Origin of the sequence: Pseudarthrobacter niigatensis, assembly GCF_030812615.1 — a bacterium.
In the GTDB taxonomy this organism is placed as follows: domain Bacteria; phylum Actinomycetota; class Actinomycetes; order Actinomycetales; family Micrococcaceae; genus Arthrobacter; species Arthrobacter niigatensis.
On the sequence record NZ_JAUSTB010000014.1, the window covers coordinates 56407 to 73384 of the forward strand.

The following is a 16978-nucleotide window of genomic DNA, read 5'->3' on the forward strand; positions in this document are numbered from 1 at the left end:
GGGAACTTTCCAGCAATGGCAGGCGTTCTACGGAGTAGAAGTAGTGGCTGGGATCAGCCCGGACGTTGGCCTACAAAAGGAGGTCGTGATGCCGCTGTCGGAGCACGAACAGAAGCTGCTTGAGCAGCTTGAGAAGCAGCTTCACGAGGACGACCCGAAATTCGCGAACTCCATGGGTTCGGATCCCGGGCGTTCATGGTCAACCAGGCATGTGGTCATCGGCGTCCTCGCTGCGCTGGCCGGCGTGTTCCTGCTGCTGGTGGGCGTCACGCTGCAGAGCATCCTTGTGGGTGTGCTGGGATTTGTGGTGATGGGCGGCGGGGTTTACTTCGCCACTATGCGCAGCTCCCGCGGCAAACCCGGATCCAAGGCGGGGGGCGGAAAGACCGGCAAGCAGCGCAGTTCTTTCATGAGCAGCCTGGAAGAGCGCTGGGATGAACGTCGCAGGGGTGAACCCTAACCCCCGGCACGGGGCTGGCCGCGTTCCGGCTCCAGGCTCCTCCATTTCGCTCCCCTGACCATGGGGATTGATGCGAAAAGACCCGCTCCGGCGGGTCTTTTCGCATTTAAGTGGCAATTTCCTGCGAATACCGCCTGCCCCTCAGTCCCGCCGCAATCCGCGGGCGCCGCTGGCGGGAAATTCCTCCACTTCCCACCACCGCCTCGAATCCGCGGCATTTCGCGGGATGATTCCCAATATTTGCCCTCGTCGGGGGCGGTTTTGCGTTGACTGTGGTGGAAAGTGGAGTAATGTGGAGGACATAAGAGGGTGGTTGCAACATAGGGGATGTGCAGTTCCTGACGGCGGACAGGCGGTGGGCCAGTGTTTCTGGGCACTCACTCGCCGCGTCTGGATGAAAAGGGACGGATCATTCTCCCCGCTAAGTTCCGCGATGAACTTGCCAGCGGCCTGGTGCTCACGAGGGGCCAGGAACGTTGCATCTACGTCTTCAGCGAGAAGGAATTTGCGCGGGTCCACGAGCAGATGCGGGAGGCTCCAATCTCCTCCAAGCAGGCACGTGACTACATCCGCGTTTTTCTCTCTGGAGCCTCGGACGAGGTACCTGACAAGCAGGGGCGCGTGACTATTCCACCGGCGCTCCGGGAGTATGCAGGACTCGGAAGGGAACTTGCCGTCATCGGCGCCGGTTCCCGCGCCGAGATCTGGGATGCCCAGGCTTGGAATGAATACCTCGCGGAGAAGGAAACAGCCTTTTCCGAAACTGACGATCCCATCCCGGGCATTCTCTGAATCCCGGAGGGAGCGGCAGGGACGTTTCTTGGATGAGATCTCCAGCCGGCCCATCGGCTGCCAACCTGGCTCACCTTCCCCGGAGCCAGGCGGGCAGGACGGTAGGCGCGGATGGGGATCTGATCCCAGGAACAGCAGGGGACAACGACGGCGGGAAAGGACAAGGCATGACCGATCAACCCAAGCCCACGTCCGAACGCCATGTACCGGTCCTTCGCGACCGGTGCATTAATTTGTTGGCACCTGGATTCGAGGCGGCGAGACTGCGCGGCGAAACCCCCATTGCCGTCGACGCCACGCTGGGCATGGGCGGCCACTCGGAGGCCATGCTCCAGCGGTTCCCTGACCTCCACCTCATCGGCATTGACCGCGACGAGGAAGCCCTGGCACTCGCCGGGGAGCGGCTGGCACCGTGCGCAGCGCGGACTGACCTGGTCCACGCGGTGTATGACGAGATCCAGGATGTCCTGGCCGACCTCGGCGTGGCCAAGGTACATGGAATCCTCATGGATCTGGGTGTCTCCTCCCTGCAGCTTGACGAACGTGAGCGGGGATTCGCCTACTCCTTCGACGCGCCACTGGACATGCGAATGGATACCAGCCGTGGCCAAACCGCCGCGGACGTGGTCAATACCTACAGCGAAGAAGACCTGGTCCGGATCATCCGCAAATGGGGCGAGGAGAAGTTCGCCGGCCGGATCGCCAACAGGATCGTGGCGGCGCGTGCCGTGAAGGAATTCACCACCACCGGCGAACTCGTGGAACAGATCCGTTCCGTGGTGCCGGCCTCCGCTGCCAAGTCGGGTGGACATCCCGCCAAGCGGACCTTCCAGGCTTTGCGGATCGAGGTCAACGAAGAACTCGACGTCCTGGAACGGGCCGTTCCTGCCGCCGTCGAATCCCTGGCCCTGGGCGGACGCATCGTGGTCATGTCCTACCACTCGCTGGAAGACAAGATCGTCAAAGGCGTCTTCCAGTCCCGCTCCAAGTCTTCGGCTCCGCTCGGTTTTCCGGTGGAACTGGAGGAACACAAACCCGAACTCAAGACCCTGACCAAAGGCACCGAGGTGCCCACCGCCGTCGAAATCGCCGAAAACCCGCGTGCTGCCTCCGCCAGGCTTCGTGCGGCAGAACGAATCAGAGCCAGGAGAGCTGCATGAGCACCGCCGCCGTCAAGAACTTTCCCGTTGTTTCCGGTAGCTCGGCGCCCGCCACCCGGCCGGCGGGCAAACCCGGCGGGGGACAGAAGGCCCGCACACCGCTCTCCGTGGTCCGCTCGGCCCCGCGGAAGCGCCGTGCACCCTTCGTCGTGCTGTGCTTCGCCATGCTCGCAGTGGCCCTGGTGGCAGTGCTGGTCCTGAACATCTCGGTGTCCACCGCCCAGTACCAGCTGGTGGAGCTGCGCGCCAAGCAGAGCTCGCTGACAAAGACCAACCAGGACCTGACCCAGCAGGTACAGAGCTTCGAAGCTCCCCAGAACCTCGCTGCCAAGGCCACCGAGCTCGGAATGGTCGCCTCCACCGTCAAGGGCCAGATTGACCTCTCCACGCTCTCGGTAACTGGAAAAGCCACCCCCGCAGTCAAAGGGGCACCCGCGGGAGCGGTAATCCCCGCGCCGGCCGTCGCAGGGCAGCTGATCGTACCGTCCGCCAAGGACGCCGCCGCCGGCAACGCACCAGCTCCCGTTGCAGGCCGCACTTCCTCCGCCCCCGCGGCGGAAGCGGCCCAGGCGGCAGCACAGGCCCAGGCCGCTGCCCAGGCCGCAGCCGCACAGGCGGCAGCAACTCCGGCCCCTGAACTTCACGGCGGCTCGGTGCCGGCTCCCCAGCAAAAGGTCCCCGGCCAGTAGGCTGGCACGCAGGCCAGGCAGCAGCGTCGAGCAGCAAGGAAATTCACGGTGGCGAAGACGACCGGCAAAGCAGTAAAAAGCAAGGTACCCAACGCCACAAAGCGATTGCGCCTGGGACTGGGTATTATGCTCACACTCCTGCTGGTGGTGGGCGGCAAGCTCTTCCTGGTCCAGGGGTTGGATGTCGGCGGCATGGCCGAAGCTGCCCTGAACAGCCGCATGACCTCGGCCATCCTGCCCGCCGAGCGCGGCAGCATCCTGGACTCGCGGGGCACCGTCCTGGCCAACAGTGTGATCCGCTACAACATCGTGGTTGACCAGCGGGTCAACACCAAGACCGACTCCTACAAGCGGTATGAGCCGCAGGCTGACGGCCGTGACAAGCTGGTGGATGTCAGCCGGGACCAGGCCATCTCGGAGCTGGCGGGCGCGCTGGGCATGGACACAAATGCCGTCCGCGACGCGGTCACCGGAACGCAGCCGTATTACATTGTGGCCAAGGACGTGAAGCCAGACGTCGAGGACCGGATCTCCAAGCTCCAGGTTCCAGGCATCGTCGCCGAGGGCGTCAGCAAGCGCGTATACCCCAACGGCGCCGTGGCCGGAGGAGTAGTGGGATTCCTCCAGGACGGGACCACCGGGCAGGCCGGCATTGAGCAGACGCAGGATGACAAGCTGAAGGGAACGGACGGCAAGAGACTGTTCGAGATCGGCGCCGACGGGCTCCGCATCCCGGTTGGTTTGGACGAGCTGACGCCGCCCCAGAACGGCAAGGATGTCAAACTCACCCTCAACTCCGATCTCCAGTACTTTGCCCAGCAGGCCATCCAGAGCCAGGCAGACAAACTGAGCGCTGAGTGGGGCGTCATCATCGTGATGGATGCCAAGACGGGAAACCTGCTGGCCCTGGCCGACACGAACGCCCCCGACCCCAACAACCCTGGCGCTGTGGCCGCCAAGGACCGCGGAGTCCGTTCCGTGACCGCGGCATATGAGCCAGGTTCGGTTGAGAAGATGATGACGGCAGCAGCCGTGATCGATGAGGGCCTGGCCAAGCCGCTGGATACGTTCACCATTCCACCCACCTACACGGTTGACGGCCAGACGTTCAGCGACGCGTTCACCCATGGCACGGAGGAACGGACGCTGGCCGGAATCATCGGGTACTCCATGAACACCGGGACCGTGATGGCGGGCCAGCGGCTCAGCAAGGAACAGCGCTACGACTGGTTGAAGAAGTTCGGCATTGGCGAAGCCCCGGATATCGGGCTGCCCGCCACCGCATCGGGCATCCTGACACCCTCGGACCAGTGGGACGGGCGCCAGCAGTACACCGTCCTGTTTGGGCAGGGCGTTTCCCAATCCACGCTCCAGACGGTCCGCGCCTACCAAAGCATCGCCAACAACGGCGTCATGCTGCAGCCGCGGTTGATCGATTCCTACATTTCGCCGGACGGCACCGAGGAGAAAGTGCCCGCCCAGCCGTCCCGGCAGGTCGTTTCGGACAGCACGGCCCAGCAGGTCCAGGACATCCTGGAAAGTGCCGTCACCGAGGGCGAAATCAAGGATGCCGGCATTGACGGTTACCGGGTGGGGGCCAAGACCGGTACGTCCGAATCGCCCTGCGACGACGGCAAGCCCGGCTACTGCGGCTACACCGCCTCCATCGTGGGAATGGCACCAATGGATGATCCGCGGTTTATTGTGGAGGTGGTGCTCCAGCGGCCGAAGGGCAGCATTTACGGCATCACCAACGGGCCGGTGTTCCGGTCCGTGATGAGCCAGGCGCTGCGGACCTACAACGTCCAGCCTTCAACCGGCGAGCCGGCCAGGCTGCCCCAGTACGCCAAGTAGCAGCTGTTCCAGGCCGGAAGTACCAGCAGCATCCAGCGCATCACAGTGCCCGGGGAGAACCATGCCGGGCACGAACTAGCACCATCGGAGATCCCCTTGTCAGAGTTCACCACGCCCGGCAGCGACGCTGCCCGGGATGAGAAAGCAGGCCGCTTCCGCCCTGCAGCCGTAGCGCCCGTTCCGCTGGCCGCCGTCGGGCAGGCCCTCGGCGTGGCGATACCCGCTCCGGCCGCCGACATGGAGATCACCGGCATATCCCTCAACTCGCGCACCGTGGAGCCCGGGGACCTCTACGTGGCGTTGCCCGGTGCCAGCAGGCACGGGGCCGACTTTGCCACTGACGCCATCGGCGCCGGGGCTGTGGCCGTTTTGACGGACGACGCCGGAGCGCGCCTGCTCGCGCTCTCGGCGGAAACGCCGGTACCCGTGCTCGTCGTCGAGAAACCGCGCAACGTGGTGGGGCCGCTCTCGGCCATGATCTATGGGAGCCAGCCCTCAGACGGGGACCCGTTGCAGCTTTTCGGTGTCACGGGTACAAACGGCAAAACCACCACCACCTACTTCATCACCTCGCTGCTGCGCGCCCTGGGCCGGAAGGCCGGGCTGATCGGCACCATCGAGATCCTGGCCGGCGGGGAGCCGATTCCAAGCCTCCTGACTACTCCGGAGTCGACCGAGGTGCACGGCCTTATTGCCCTGATGCGCGAGCGTGGGCTCGACGCTGCAGCCATGGAAGTGTCCTCGCACGCCATTTCATACCAGCGCGTGGATGGGCTCCTCTTCGACGTCGCGGGGTTCACCAACCTCACCCAGGACCACCTGGACCTTCACAACACCATGGAGGAGTACTTCGCCACCAAGGCAGAGCTTTTCACGCCGGGCCGTGCCCGGCGGGCAGTTGTAACGGTCGACGACGAGTGGGGCCGGCGGCTGGCCGGCACCGCCCAGGTGCCGGTCACCACGCTCAGCACCACGGGATCGGGCCCGGCGGACTGGACCGTCACTGCTGCTTCGCCACGGGGCCTCGGGACCGGGTTCACGCTCAGCGGACCCGGCGGCGCCATTCTCGAGGTCCACACCGGGCTGCCCGGCAGCTTCAATGTCGCCAATGCCGCCCTGGCCGTCCTCATGGTCCTGGCCTCCGGCGTCGATACTGCTGCCCTGCAGCCTGCGCTGGACACCGCGGACCCCTTCACGGTCGCGGTGCCCGGACGGATGCAGCTGGTCTCCGACCGGCCGGCCGCCGTAGTGGATTTCGCCCACAACACCGATGCCCTGGCGCGCGCGCTGGAAGCGGTCCGCTCACCAGAACCGGATTCGCGCCTGATCGTTGTCTTCGGTGCCACAGGGCAGCGGGACCAGGGCAAACGGCCGGCCATGGGAGCCATCGCCGCCCGCCTCGCCGATACCGTGATCATCACCGATGACGACCCCCATGACGAGGATGCTGCGGCGATCCGCGCCGATGTCATGGCAGGCGCCCGTGAAGCCCTCGACAACGAGTCCCTTGGCTCCGAGCTGCAGGAGGTCTTCCCGCGTGCGGAGGCCATCCGGCACGCTGTAGCCCTTGCACGTCCACAGGACACCATCCTTGTGGCGGGCCGCGGCCACGAAGTATGGCAGGAAGTGAAGGGCGTGAATATCGCCCTGGACGACAGGGTGGAGCTGCGGACCGCCTTGACAGGCAGGGGATTCAACGTTCTCCACGACGACCGGATAGAGTCCTAGACCGAGATGATTGCATTTACTGCGGCGGAAATCGCCGAAATCACCAGCGGGCGCCTGGACGCCGATCCCGGAATTACGCCCCTCTCGGTGGTGACGGATTCACGCGAAGCCACCCAGGGTTCGCTGTACGTCGCGAAGCCGGGCGAGCATGCCGATGGCCACGATTTCATTGACGCGGCCTTCGCTGCCGGTGCGGTCCTGGCCCTGGTCGAGCGTCCCGTGGCCGGCCCCAACGGTACTGCCCGCCCGTCAATCGTGGTGGCCGACGCCGTCCTGGCGATGGGGGCCCTCGCCGCCGAAGCAGTCCGCCGCATCCGCGCCGCCCGTGCTGAAGCCGGCAGCCAGCTGACGGTCGTCGGCATTACCGGTTCGGCCGGAAAGACCACCACCAAGGACCTGCTTGCCGGCATCCTGGCGACGCAGGGCAACACCGTGGCACCCAAAGGTTCCTACAACGGCGAGGTGGGCGTCCCGCTCACGGTCTTCCGGGCAGGCACCGACACCCGCTACCTGGTTATCGAGATGGGGGCCACCGGCATCGGCCACATCCGCTATCTCGCAGAGATGGTCAAACCGGACATCGGCGTCGTCCTCGCAGTGGGTACCGCCCACGCCGGCGAGTTCGGCGGAGTGGAAAACATCGCACTGGCCAAGGGGGAAATGGTGGAGGGCCTCACGGCCGGGGGGACCGCCATCATCAACCTTGACGACGAACGCGTCGCAGCCATGCGCAGCCGCACCCATGCCACGGTCCTCGGGTTTTCCGCGGAAGGCCGCCCGGACGCACAGGTGCAGGCCCTGAACGCCGACACCAACACCGGAGGCGGCCCCGAATTCGACCTCCTGCTGCCCGACGGGGCCGCGCCCCGGCACGTCAGCAGCAGGCTCATTGGAGCGCACCACACGGGTAACCTGCTGGCAGCCGCAGCGGCCGCCTGGGCTGCGGGCGTCCCGGGAGACCACATCGCCCAGTCCCTGGGCAACCAGGCTGCCGCCAGCCGTTGGCGAATGGAACGCACCGAGCGGCCGGATGGCGTCACCATCATCAACGATGCCTACAACGCCAACCCGGAATCAATGCGCGCCGCCCTCCGCACCCTCGCCGATCTTGGCCGGGGACGCCGAACCTGGGCCGTGCTCGGCGCCATGCTGGAACTGGGCAACGACTCCATCCGCGAGCACACCGCCGTGGGAACCCAGGTAGTGCGGCTCAACATCTCGCGGCTGCTGGTGGTGGGCAGGGAAGCGCGGGCCCTCTACGTCTCCGCAGTGCAGGAGGGATCATGGGGCGACGAATGCCTCTTCGCGGAAACGCTCGATGAGGCCTACAACGTCCTTGACGCGGAACTCCAGCCAGGTGACCTGGTGCTGTTCAAGTCCTCCAACAGCGTGGGACTTCGCCACTTGGGCGATCGGATAGCATTACCCCCAGCCCCGACCCCTGCCGACGAAAGGAGCACTCTGCTGTGATTGCTCTGCTGATCGGCGCAGGCCTTGCCCTCCTCTTTGCCCTGGTGGGCACCCCGCTGTTCATCCGCTTGCTGGTGCGCCGCGGCTACGGCCAGTTCATCCGTGACGACGGCCCCACATCGCACCACACCAAGCGCGGAACGCCCACCATGGGCGGCACCGTGGTGGTGGCTGCGGTCCTGCTGAGCTATGGGCTCACCCACCTCATCATGCTGATGATGAACCCTGATTCCCCCGGTCCCTCCGCCTCGGCCCTCATCCTGCTGTTCCTCATGGTCGGCATGGGCCTAGTGGGCTTCCTGGATGATTTCATCAAGATTTCCCGGCAGCGGAGCCTTGGCCTGAACGCCAAGGCAAAGCTCATCCTCCAGGCAGCCGTCGGCATCATCTTCGCCATCCTCGCTTTGAACTTCCCCAACAACGCCGGGCTGACCCCTGCGTCAACAAAGATCTCGCTGGTCCGGGACGTGCCCTGGCTCGACCTTGCCTTTGGGGGCACCGTCCTGGGCGCGGTGCTGTTCGTGATCTGGTCCAACCTGATCGTCACCGCCGCCACCAACGGCGTCAACCTCACCGACGGACTGGACGGCCTCGCCGCCGGAGCTTCCATCATGGTGTTCGGCGCCTACACCCTCATGGGCATCTGGCAGAGCAACCAGGCCTGCGGTTCCCCCCGGGAAGCCGGCAGCGGCTGCTACCTGGTCAGGGACCCCCTGGACCTGGCCCTCCTGGCCGCCATCCTCAGCGCCGCGCTGGTGGGCTTCCTGTGGTGGAACACGTCACCGGCAAAAATCTTCATGGGCGACACCGGATCGCTGGCCATCGGCGGGGCCGTGGCCGGATTTGCCATCTTGTCCCGCACCGAACTGCTGCTTGGCATCGTGGGTGGCCTCTTCGTGCTGATCACGCTGTCCGTCATCATCCAGGTGGGCTACTTCAAGGCAACCGGCGGGAAACGCGTGTTCAAGATGGCGCCTCTGCAGCACCACTTCGAGCTGAAGGGCTGGGCCGAAGTGACCGTCGTGGTCAGGTTCTGGATTCTGGGCGGACTTTTCGTCGCTGCGGGCCTGGGCATTTTCTACGCTGAATGGGTTGTACTGCTGTGACTGTTTCCCCGCGCCTGGCAAACCTCGTTTCCTGGGACTCTGACTGGGCCGGCCTGCGCGTCGCCGTGACGGGTATCGGCGTGTCCGGATTTGCCGCCGCGGACACCCTGATCGAGCTCGGTGCCCGCGTGGTGGTGGTGGATGCCGCCACCAGCGACACAGCCCGCGCACGTGCCGACACCCTGAAGATCGTGGGCGCCGCCGATGTCCTGCTGGGTCCGGACGCGGTGGCCCACCTGCCGAGGATCGATGGCGAACTTCCGGAACTGATCGTGACCTCGCCGGGCTGGCGGCCGGACCAGGCGCTGCTTGCCGCAGCGGCACGGGCGCACATCCCGGTCTGGGGCGACGTCGAACTTGCCTGGCGGGTAAGGGTCAGGGAAGGCCGGAAGACGGCGGACTGGCTGGCCATCACCGGCACCAACGGCAAGACCACCACTGTGGGCCTCACAGAATCGATGCTGCGTGCCGCGGGCCTGAAGGCCATCGCCGTCGGCAACGTGGGCACCCCCATCCTCGATGCCCTTCGTGACCCTGTGGAGTACGACGTCTTCGCCGTCGAACTTTCCAGCTTCCAGCTGCACTGGGCTGAATCGGTCTCGCCCGTGGCCAGCGTGTGCCTCAACGTGGCCGAAGACCACGTCGACTGGCACGGATCCTACGATTCCTACCTGGCCGACAAGGCAAAGGTCTACGAGCGCACCCAGAAAGCCTGCATCTACAACGCCGAGCAGGTGGAAACCGAGCGCATGGTGGAAAACGCCGACGTCGTGGAAGGCTGCCGCGCCGTTGCCTTCACCACCCTGACGCCCGCCATCAGCATGCTCGGTGTCGTCGATGGGCTGCTGGTGGACCGGGCCTTTATCGAAGAACGCCGGGACAGGGCAGCGGAGCTTGCCTCGATGGCCGACCTCGGCCCGCTGGCCCCCCGACACATGGTGGCCAACGCCCTTGCAGCTGCCGGCCTGGTGCGCGCGTACGGCGTGGACGCCAAGGCCGTCCGCCAGGGAATCCTCGACTACGTGCCCGGCGACCACCGCATCCAGCCCGTCGCCCGGATGAACGGTGTCCTGTGGGTCAACGATTCCAAAGCGACCAACCCCCATGCCGCGTCGGCGTCCCTGTCGGCCTTCAGCAAGGTGGTCTGGATCGCCGGCGGCCTGTCGAAGGGCGTGAGCTACGACGACCTGGTCCGTGACCACGCAGCACGGCTCAAGGCGGTTGTCCTGATCGGCACCGACACCTCGCACCTTCGGGAAGCCCTGCAGCGACACGCGCCAGATGTCCCGGTGATCGAACCGGGGGCAGGTGACACTGAAGGAGTGGAGACTGCTTCGGCGCCCGGTGGCACCCCTGCCGGTACCCCCGGCAACGGCGAACAGGTAATGGCCTGGGCTGTTGCTTCAGCGGCCCGGCTCGCCGAATCCGGCGACACCGTGCTCATGGCTCCGGCAGCTGCTTCCATGGATCAGTTCTCTTCCTACGCTCACCGTGGTGGTACTTTCATCGATGCTGTCCGCGAGCTGGTGGAAGGGCAGGCCCAGACCGGCGAGGAGTAACAATGGTCAGCACGCCCACCCGGCAACAGGGTGCCACGCCGAAGGGCGGCAAACCGCGGCCCGGCTCAACCGCCGCCCGGCAGCCCGCCGCTGCCGGTGCACAGCTGCGCACCTTGTACCGCCGGTTCTGGTCTACGCTGGAGGGCACCGGCAAGTCCCGGAACGGGTCCACCTATTACCTCATTCTTGGCGCCACCCTGGCCCTGACGGCCATTGGCATCATGATGGTCCTTTCAGCCTCAAGCGTTGAATCCATCGCGGCCGGGAAGTCCCCCTATGGCGACGCCCTCAAACAGGGCGTCTTCGCCGCAATCGGCATCTTCACCATGTTCGTGCTCTCACGCATCAATGTCGTGTGGCTGAAGCGCCTCGCATGGCCCGCCGTCGGGGCAGCCGTGCTGCTCCTGGGCCTGGTCCAGGTGGTGGGTACCGAGATCAACGGCAACCGGAACTGGATCGATCTTGGCGGCATCACGTTCCAGCCTTCAGAGGCGGCCAAACTTGCCCTGGCCCTGTGGCTGGCGACGGTGCTGGCGAGGAAAGGCAAGCTGTTGAGCCGGTGGCAGCACGTGCTGGTACCCGCCATACCCATGGCGGCCATCGTCATTGTCCTGATCCTGGTGGGCAACGACCTCGGCACGGCCATGATCATCATGATGATCATGGCCGCTGCGCTGTTCTTCGCCGGCGTTCCGCTCTACCTCTTCGGCATTGCAGGCATCATCGCGGCCGCCGGCACTGCCGTCATGGCCGTCACCAGTTCCAACCGCATGTGCCGCATCACTTCCTGGTGGACCGGGCAGTCCTGTGCCGACGGCATTGACGCGAACTACCAGGCAACCAACGGCATGTACGGCCTTGCCTCCGGCGGCTGGCTGGGGGTGGGCCTGGGGCAGAGCCGGCAAAAGTACAGCTGGATCCCCGAAGCCCACAACGACTTCATCTTCGCCATCATCGGCGAGGAACTCGGCCTGGTGGGAACCGTCGTCGTCCTGGTCCTCTTCGCCATCCTTGGCGCCGCGATCTACCGTGTGGTGGTGGCACAGGAGGACATGTTCCACCGCGTCCTTGCCGGCACCATCATGGTCTGGCTGTTGGGACAGGCCACAGTGAACATGTCAGTGGTCACCGGCCTGATGCCAGTCATCGGCGTTCCGCTGCCGTTTATTTCCTATGGCGGCTCGGCACTGCTGATGTCACTGTGTGCCGTAGGCGTGGTCCTGTCCCTGGCCCGCGAGCAAATGGCGCCTGCCATGCGGCCCAAACGGATGCTGAAGTTCAGGCCCAAGCCGGGGCGGGACAACAAACAGCCCAAGAATTCCAGAAAGCGTGCCTAACCCCCTATGACTCCGACACACCCTTCCATTGTCCTGGCAGGTGGCGGCACGGCCGGCCATATCAGCCCGCTCCTCGCCATCGCCGCGGCCCTGCGCAGCGAAGCCCCGGATGCCTCGATCCTGGCGGTTGGAACGCCATCGGGAATGGAAACCCGGCTGGTCCCCGCCGCCGGGGTCCAGTTGGCCACGATCGACCGCGTGCCGTTTCCCCGCCGGCCCTCCGCCGACCTGCTCCGCCTGCCGGGGCGGCTCGCCGGGGCAGTCCGGCAGGCCGGTGCCATCCTTGACCGGGCGCAGGCCGACGTACTGGTTGGCGTCGGCGGCTATGTCTGCACCCCCTTGTACCTGGCGGCACGGAAACGCCGCATTCCCATCGTGATCCATGAAGCCAATGCCCGCCCCGGGCTGGCCAACCGCGTGGGGGCCTTCTTGAACGGCCGGGTTGCTGTGGCTTTCGAGGGCACACCGCTCCACAACGCCGTACACGTGGGCATGCCGATGCGCAAGGAAATTTCCGGCCTGGACCGGAAAGCGGCAAAGGCAGCGGCCCGCGGGGCCCTTGGGCTCGATCCCCAGCAGCCCACCCTGATCGTGACGGGCGGATCGTCAGGAGCACAGAGCATCAACCGGGCTGTTGCCGCTTCCGTCGGGCTCCTCGCGGACGCCGGCATCCAGACCCTCCACGTCACCGGCCGCGGAAAGACCGTCCTTGACCCCTCCGGCCAACCCCTGGCCGCCAAGGGCTACCGGCAGGTGGAGTACATCGACGGCATGGAACACGCCTACGCCGCGGCCGACCTCCTGCTGGCCCGGTCCGGGGCTGCCACGGTGTGCGAAGTTGCCGCGGTGGGCGTCCCGGCAGTCCTGGTGCCACTTCCCATTGGAAACGGGGAACAGGCACTGAACGCGGCGGGCCTGGTGGCCGCAGGCGGCGCGGTGCTGGTGGCCGACCGGGACTTCACGCCGGAATGGGTCGCCCGGGAACTGGTCCCGCTCGTCACCGACAAAGCCCGGCTCGCCGCCATGGAAGCGAAGTCCTACCGGCTCGGTATCCGAAACGCCGACCAGCGCATGGCTGGTCTTGTCCTGGAAGCGGTATCTGCATGAACGCCCACACCACCCCCCAACTGGCCTCCCTCGGCAGGGTGCACTTCATCGGTATCGGGGGAGTAGGAATGTCCGCCGTGGCCCGCATCATGGTGGCACGAGGCGTACCGGTCAGCGGCTCCGACGCAAAGGACCTCCCCGTAATGGCGGACCTGGCCGCGGGCGGTGCGCGCATCGCCGTGGGATACGACGCCGGCAACCTGGGCGATGCGGAGACTGTTGTGGCGGGGTCGGCCATCCGGGACGACAATCCGGAACTGGCGGCGGCGCGGCAGTCAGGGCTGCCGGTACTGCACCGTTCCCAGGCCCTGGCGGCCACCATGGGTGATGACACCGTGGTCACGATAGCCGGAACCCACGGCAAGTCGACCACCACCTCCATGGTCACAGTCCTGCTGCAGGCGGCGGGACTGGACCCGTCGTTCGCGGTGGGCGCCACGATCCCCGCGCTGGGCGTCAATGCCGCGCACGGCACGTCCGGCATCTTCGTGGCCGAGGCTGACGAATCCGACGGGTCCTTCCTGAATTACCGGCCCCGCATCGCCGTCGTGACCAATGTGGAGCCCGACCATCTTGACTACTACGGCACGGCTGAGGCCGTGTACGAGTCGTTCGACCGCTTTACTGCCCTGCTGCCGGCCGACGGCCTCCTGGTGGCCTGCGCGGACGACGCGGGGGCGCTGGCCCTGGCGGAGCGGACCAGGGCGAGGAGCAACACGCGGGTCCTGCTGTACGGCACCAACGCGGCTGCGGACATACGCCTGCACGACGACGGTCCCGGCCAGGTTGCGGTGGAGGCACACGGCGCCCGGTACGGGCTGTCACTGCAGGTTCCCGGACGCCACAACGCGCTGAACGCCGCGGCAGCGTTTGCCGTGGCCCTGGAACTTGGCGTGGAGCCTGCGGCAGCCGCCGCCGGCCTGGCACACTTCGCCGGCGCCTCACGCAGGTTCGAACTGAAGGGATCAGCGCGAGGCGTCAGGGTCTTCGATGACTACGCGCACCATCCCACGGAGGTCCGGGCGGCCCTCACCGCTGCCCGTTCGGTAGCGGGCGGCCACCGGGTCCACGTCCTGTTCCAGCCGCACCTGTTCTCCCGTACCCGGGAGTTTGCGGAGCAGTTCGCGGAGGCCCTCAACCTTGCCGATACCGCACTGGTCCTGGACATCTACCCCGCCAGGGAGGACCCCATTCCGGGCGTCACCAGCCAGCTCATCGCAGACCACCTCGCCGGAGGAGGGCGGCTCACTGCGGCGTCCGACGCCGTCGGGACCCTGGCCGAAGCCGCGGCGGACGGCGATGTGGTGCTCACCGTCGGCGCGGGTGACGTCACAGCCTACGGCCCGCTGATCGTGGAGGCGCTGCGTGCCTAGCTCCCGCCGGCCCACCTACGCCCCGCCCAAGCGGAGTGTCCGCCCCGACGCGCCGGCCGCGGACAACACGGAAACAGCGGCGCGGGCCGCCACATCCCCAAAGGGCACCTCCGGTTCTGACGTTATTACGGCATCCCGCAGCATCCCGGAGCCGTCGGCGCCCAAGCAGGCGAAGGTGGAAAAGCCCTCCGGCGCAACGGTCCTGGCCTTTCCCGAGCCCAAAGGGCGGCGCCGCAGGAAGAAAGTCCTGCTCGCCGCTGGAACAGTGCTGGCGCTGGTGGCGGGACTGCTGGCCGCCGCCATTTACTCACCGGTCCTGGCCCTGCAGACCATTGCGGTCACGGGGACGCACTACGTGGCGCCTGCCCAAGTGCAGGCGGCGCTGGAACCCCTGCGCGGCAAGCCGCTGCCCCAGATCAGCGACGACGACGTGCGGGGCCTCCTCGGGTCCCTGGTCCAGGTCAAATCCATATCAGTCGAGGCGCGGCCGCCATCCACCCTCGCCGTTGCCGTGCATGAGCGGGTGCCGGTGGCCTTGGTCAAGCAGGGGGAGCAGTACCAGCTGGTTGACGTCGACGGCGTCCAGCTGGCAACCACGGACGATCCGGCGTCGGCGTCGCTTCCGGTGATCGACGGCGGTGCCGGCGCGATCGGCCAGGACCTGTTCCGCGCCACCGCGGCAGTGCTGGGTGCGCTTCCGGCCGACATCCTGGCCAAGCTGTCCAATGCGTCGGCGCAGTCCGTGGATGCCGTGGAGCTCAAGCTGGTTGATGGCCAGACGATCGTGTGGGGCAACGCCTCGGAGAAGGAACTTAAGGCCAAGGTCCTGGCCGCCCTCCTCAAGGCTCCGGTGGACCCCAAGAACCCGGTCAGGGTCTACGATGTCAGTGTGCCCCGGCACCCCGTGACGCGCTGAGCGCTTTCTTTCCCGGTATTAATCCGACACGCGGACCCGGTTATTGAATGTCGGAACCAGAGGAAATACCGTCACAGACAAGAGTTACTTGACATAACTATAACCTTCAACTCGAAGGTTAAGGTTTCAGCCTTTAAGCTCTCCATCAGTTTTCGCAATAAGACACGAACAAGGGAAACGTAACGTGGCAGCTCCGCAGAATTACTTGGCCGTCATCAAAGTCGTCGGCATCGGCGGCGGTGGCGTGAACGCAGTCAACCGCATGATCGAGGTCGGCCTCAGGGGTGTTGAATTCATCGCCATCAACACCGACGCCCAGGCCCTGCTCATGAGCGACGCCGACGTGAAGCTCGACGTCGGACGCGAGCTGACCCGTGGCCTCGGTGCCGGTGCCAACCCCGAGGTGGGCAAGCAGGCCGCCGAGGACCACGCGGACGAGATCGAGGAAGTCCTCCGCGGCGCCGACATGGTCTTCGTTACCGCCGGCGAGGGCGGCGGCACGGGTACCGGCGGCGCACCCGTCGTAGCCCGCATCGCCCGCTCGCTGGGCGCCCTGACCATTGGTGTGGTCACCCGTCCCTTCACCTTCGAAGGCCGCCGCCGCGCCGGTTCGGCCGAGGCAGGCATCGATGCGCTGCGCGACGAAGTGGACACGCTGATCGTGATCCCCAACGACCGCCTGCTGTCCATCAGCGACCGCAACGTGTCCGTCCTTGACGCGTTCCGCTCCGCCGACCAGGTCCTGCTCTCCGGTGTCCAGGGCATCACCGACCTCATCACCACCCCGGGCCTGATCAACCTTGACTTCGCTGACGTCAAGTCGGTCATGCAGGGTGCAGGCTCGGCCCTCATGGGCATTGGCTCCGCGCGTGGCGAAGACCGCGCCGTGAAGGCCGCGGAACTCGCCATCGCCTCACCGCTGCTCGAAGCGTCCATCGATGGCGCCCATGGCGTGCTGCTGTCCATCCAGGGCGGTTCGGACCTTGGCCTGTTCGAAATCAACGAGGCCGCCCGCCTGGTGCAGGAAGTGGCCCACCCCGAGGCGAACATCATCTTCGGTGCCGTCATTGACGACGCCCTGGGTGATGAAGCACGCGTCACTGTGATCGCTGCAGGCTTCGACGACGTCAAGGCCACCTCACCCTCCATGGACCAGTCCCAGCCGCAGGCCGCGCCCCAGCGGCCCGCTGCCCCTGCTGCTGCTCCCGCCTCGGCCCACTCGAACAACGGAAACCACCAGCAGAACGTGCAGCCGATCCACGCTGGTGTTGGCGCCGCGGGACTGAGCAACTGGGGGCAGCAGCGTCCGCAGGCCGTTCCCGCTGACTCCGGCTTCGACGTGGACCTGCCCTCCGTGGTGGAGCCGGACCTGACCGGAACCCACCCGGATGACCTGGATGTTCCCGACTTCCTGAAGTAGGCAGCGG

Annotated in this window: 14 protein-coding genes; all 14 read left to right on the top strand. The window is 66.2% G+C overall.

The annotated features are described in order from the left end of the window. Positions 1-88: 88 nt before the first annotated feature. The 14 genes from J2T23_RS17195 (at position 89) to ftsZ (ending at position 16971) form a co-directional block, all read left to right on the top strand. On the top strand, positions 89-460 hold the full coding sequence (locus tag J2T23_RS17195) for an SCO2097 family morphological protein (RefSeq protein WP_141160860.1): 372 nt from the start codon (positions 89-91) through the stop codon (positions 458-460). Positions 461-823: 363 nt separating this feature from the next. Further along, positions 824-1252, top strand: a complete 429-nt coding sequence (gene mraZ, locus J2T23_RS17200) for a division/cell wall cluster transcriptional repressor MraZ (RefSeq protein WP_141160859.1) — start codon at positions 824-826, stop codon at positions 1250-1252. Between the two features lie 167 nt (positions 1253-1419). Then, positions 1420-2412, top strand: a complete 993-nt coding sequence (gene rsmH / locus J2T23_RS17205; RefSeq protein ID WP_307361966.1) for a 16S rRNA (cytosine(1402)-N(4))-methyltransferase RsmH — start codon at positions 1420-1422, stop codon at positions 2410-2412. Next, positions 2409-3101, top strand: coding sequence for a cell division protein FtsL (gene ftsL / locus J2T23_RS17210; RefSeq protein WP_141160857.1), 693 nt, complete (start codon positions 2409-2411; stop codon positions 3099-3101). Before rsmH ends, ftsL begins: the two co-directional genes overlap by 4 nt. 48 nt (positions 3102-3149) lie before the next feature. Further along, positions 3150-4955, top strand: a complete 1806-nt coding sequence (locus tag J2T23_RS17215) for a peptidoglycan D,D-transpeptidase FtsI family protein (protein ID WP_307361970.1) — start codon at positions 3150-3152, stop codon at positions 4953-4955. Between the two features lie 96 nt (positions 4956-5051). Beyond that, on the top strand, positions 5052-6683 hold the full coding sequence (locus J2T23_RS17220; RefSeq protein ID WP_307361972.1) for a UDP-N-acetylmuramoyl-L-alanyl-D-glutamate--2,6-diaminopimelate ligase: 1632 nt from the start codon (positions 5052-5054) through the stop codon (positions 6681-6683). A 6-nt stretch (positions 6684-6689) separates the two neighbouring features. Continuing rightward, the gene (locus J2T23_RS17225) at positions 6690-8153 is read left to right on the top strand and encodes a UDP-N-acetylmuramoyl-tripeptide--D-alanyl-D-alanine ligase (protein ID WP_307361974.1); all 1464 of its coding nucleotides are present in this window, start codon (positions 6690-6692) and stop codon (positions 8151-8153) included. Continuing rightward, positions 8150-9259, top strand: coding sequence for a phospho-N-acetylmuramoyl-pentapeptide-transferase (gene mraY / locus J2T23_RS17230; RefSeq protein ID WP_141160853.1), 1110 nt, complete (start codon positions 8150-8152; stop codon positions 9257-9259). Before J2T23_RS17225 ends, mraY begins: the two co-directional genes overlap by 4 nt. Beyond that, a complete protein-coding gene (gene murD, locus J2T23_RS17235; RefSeq protein WP_307361978.1) occupies positions 9241-10818 on the top strand; it encodes a UDP-N-acetylmuramoyl-L-alanine--D-glutamate ligase in 1578 nt (525 codons plus the stop codon). Before mraY ends, murD begins: the two co-directional genes overlap by 19 nt. A gap of 2 nt (positions 10819-10820) precedes the next feature. Further along, positions 10821-12155, top strand: coding sequence for a putative lipid II flippase FtsW (gene ftsW / locus J2T23_RS17240; RefSeq protein ID WP_307361981.1), 1335 nt, complete (start codon positions 10821-10823; stop codon positions 12153-12155). 6 nt (positions 12156-12161) lie between these two features. Further along, a complete protein-coding gene (murG, locus tag J2T23_RS17245; protein WP_307361983.1) occupies positions 12162-13262 on the top strand; it encodes an undecaprenyldiphospho-muramoylpentapeptide beta-N-acetylglucosaminyltransferase in 1101 nt (366 codons plus the stop codon). Then, positions 13259-14635: a UDP-N-acetylmuramate--L-alanine ligase gene (gene murC / locus J2T23_RS17250; RefSeq protein WP_141160849.1), complete on the top strand. Its 1377-nt coding sequence runs from the start codon at positions 13259-13261 to the stop codon at positions 14633-14635. The genes murG and murC overlap by 4 nt, the downstream gene beginning before the upstream one ends. Beyond that, complete coding sequence (locus J2T23_RS17255) at positions 14628-15551, top strand: cell division protein FtsQ/DivIB (protein WP_370871453.1); 924 nt, start codon at positions 14628-14630, stop codon at positions 15549-15551. Before murC ends, J2T23_RS17255 begins: the two co-directional genes overlap by 8 nt. Before the next feature lie 184 nt (positions 15552-15735). Then, positions 15736-16971: a cell division protein FtsZ gene (gene ftsZ, locus J2T23_RS17260; RefSeq protein WP_141160847.1), complete on the top strand. Its 1236-nt coding sequence runs from the start codon at positions 15736-15738 to the stop codon at positions 16969-16971. The last annotated feature ends 7 nt before the right edge of the window (positions 16972-16978 follow it).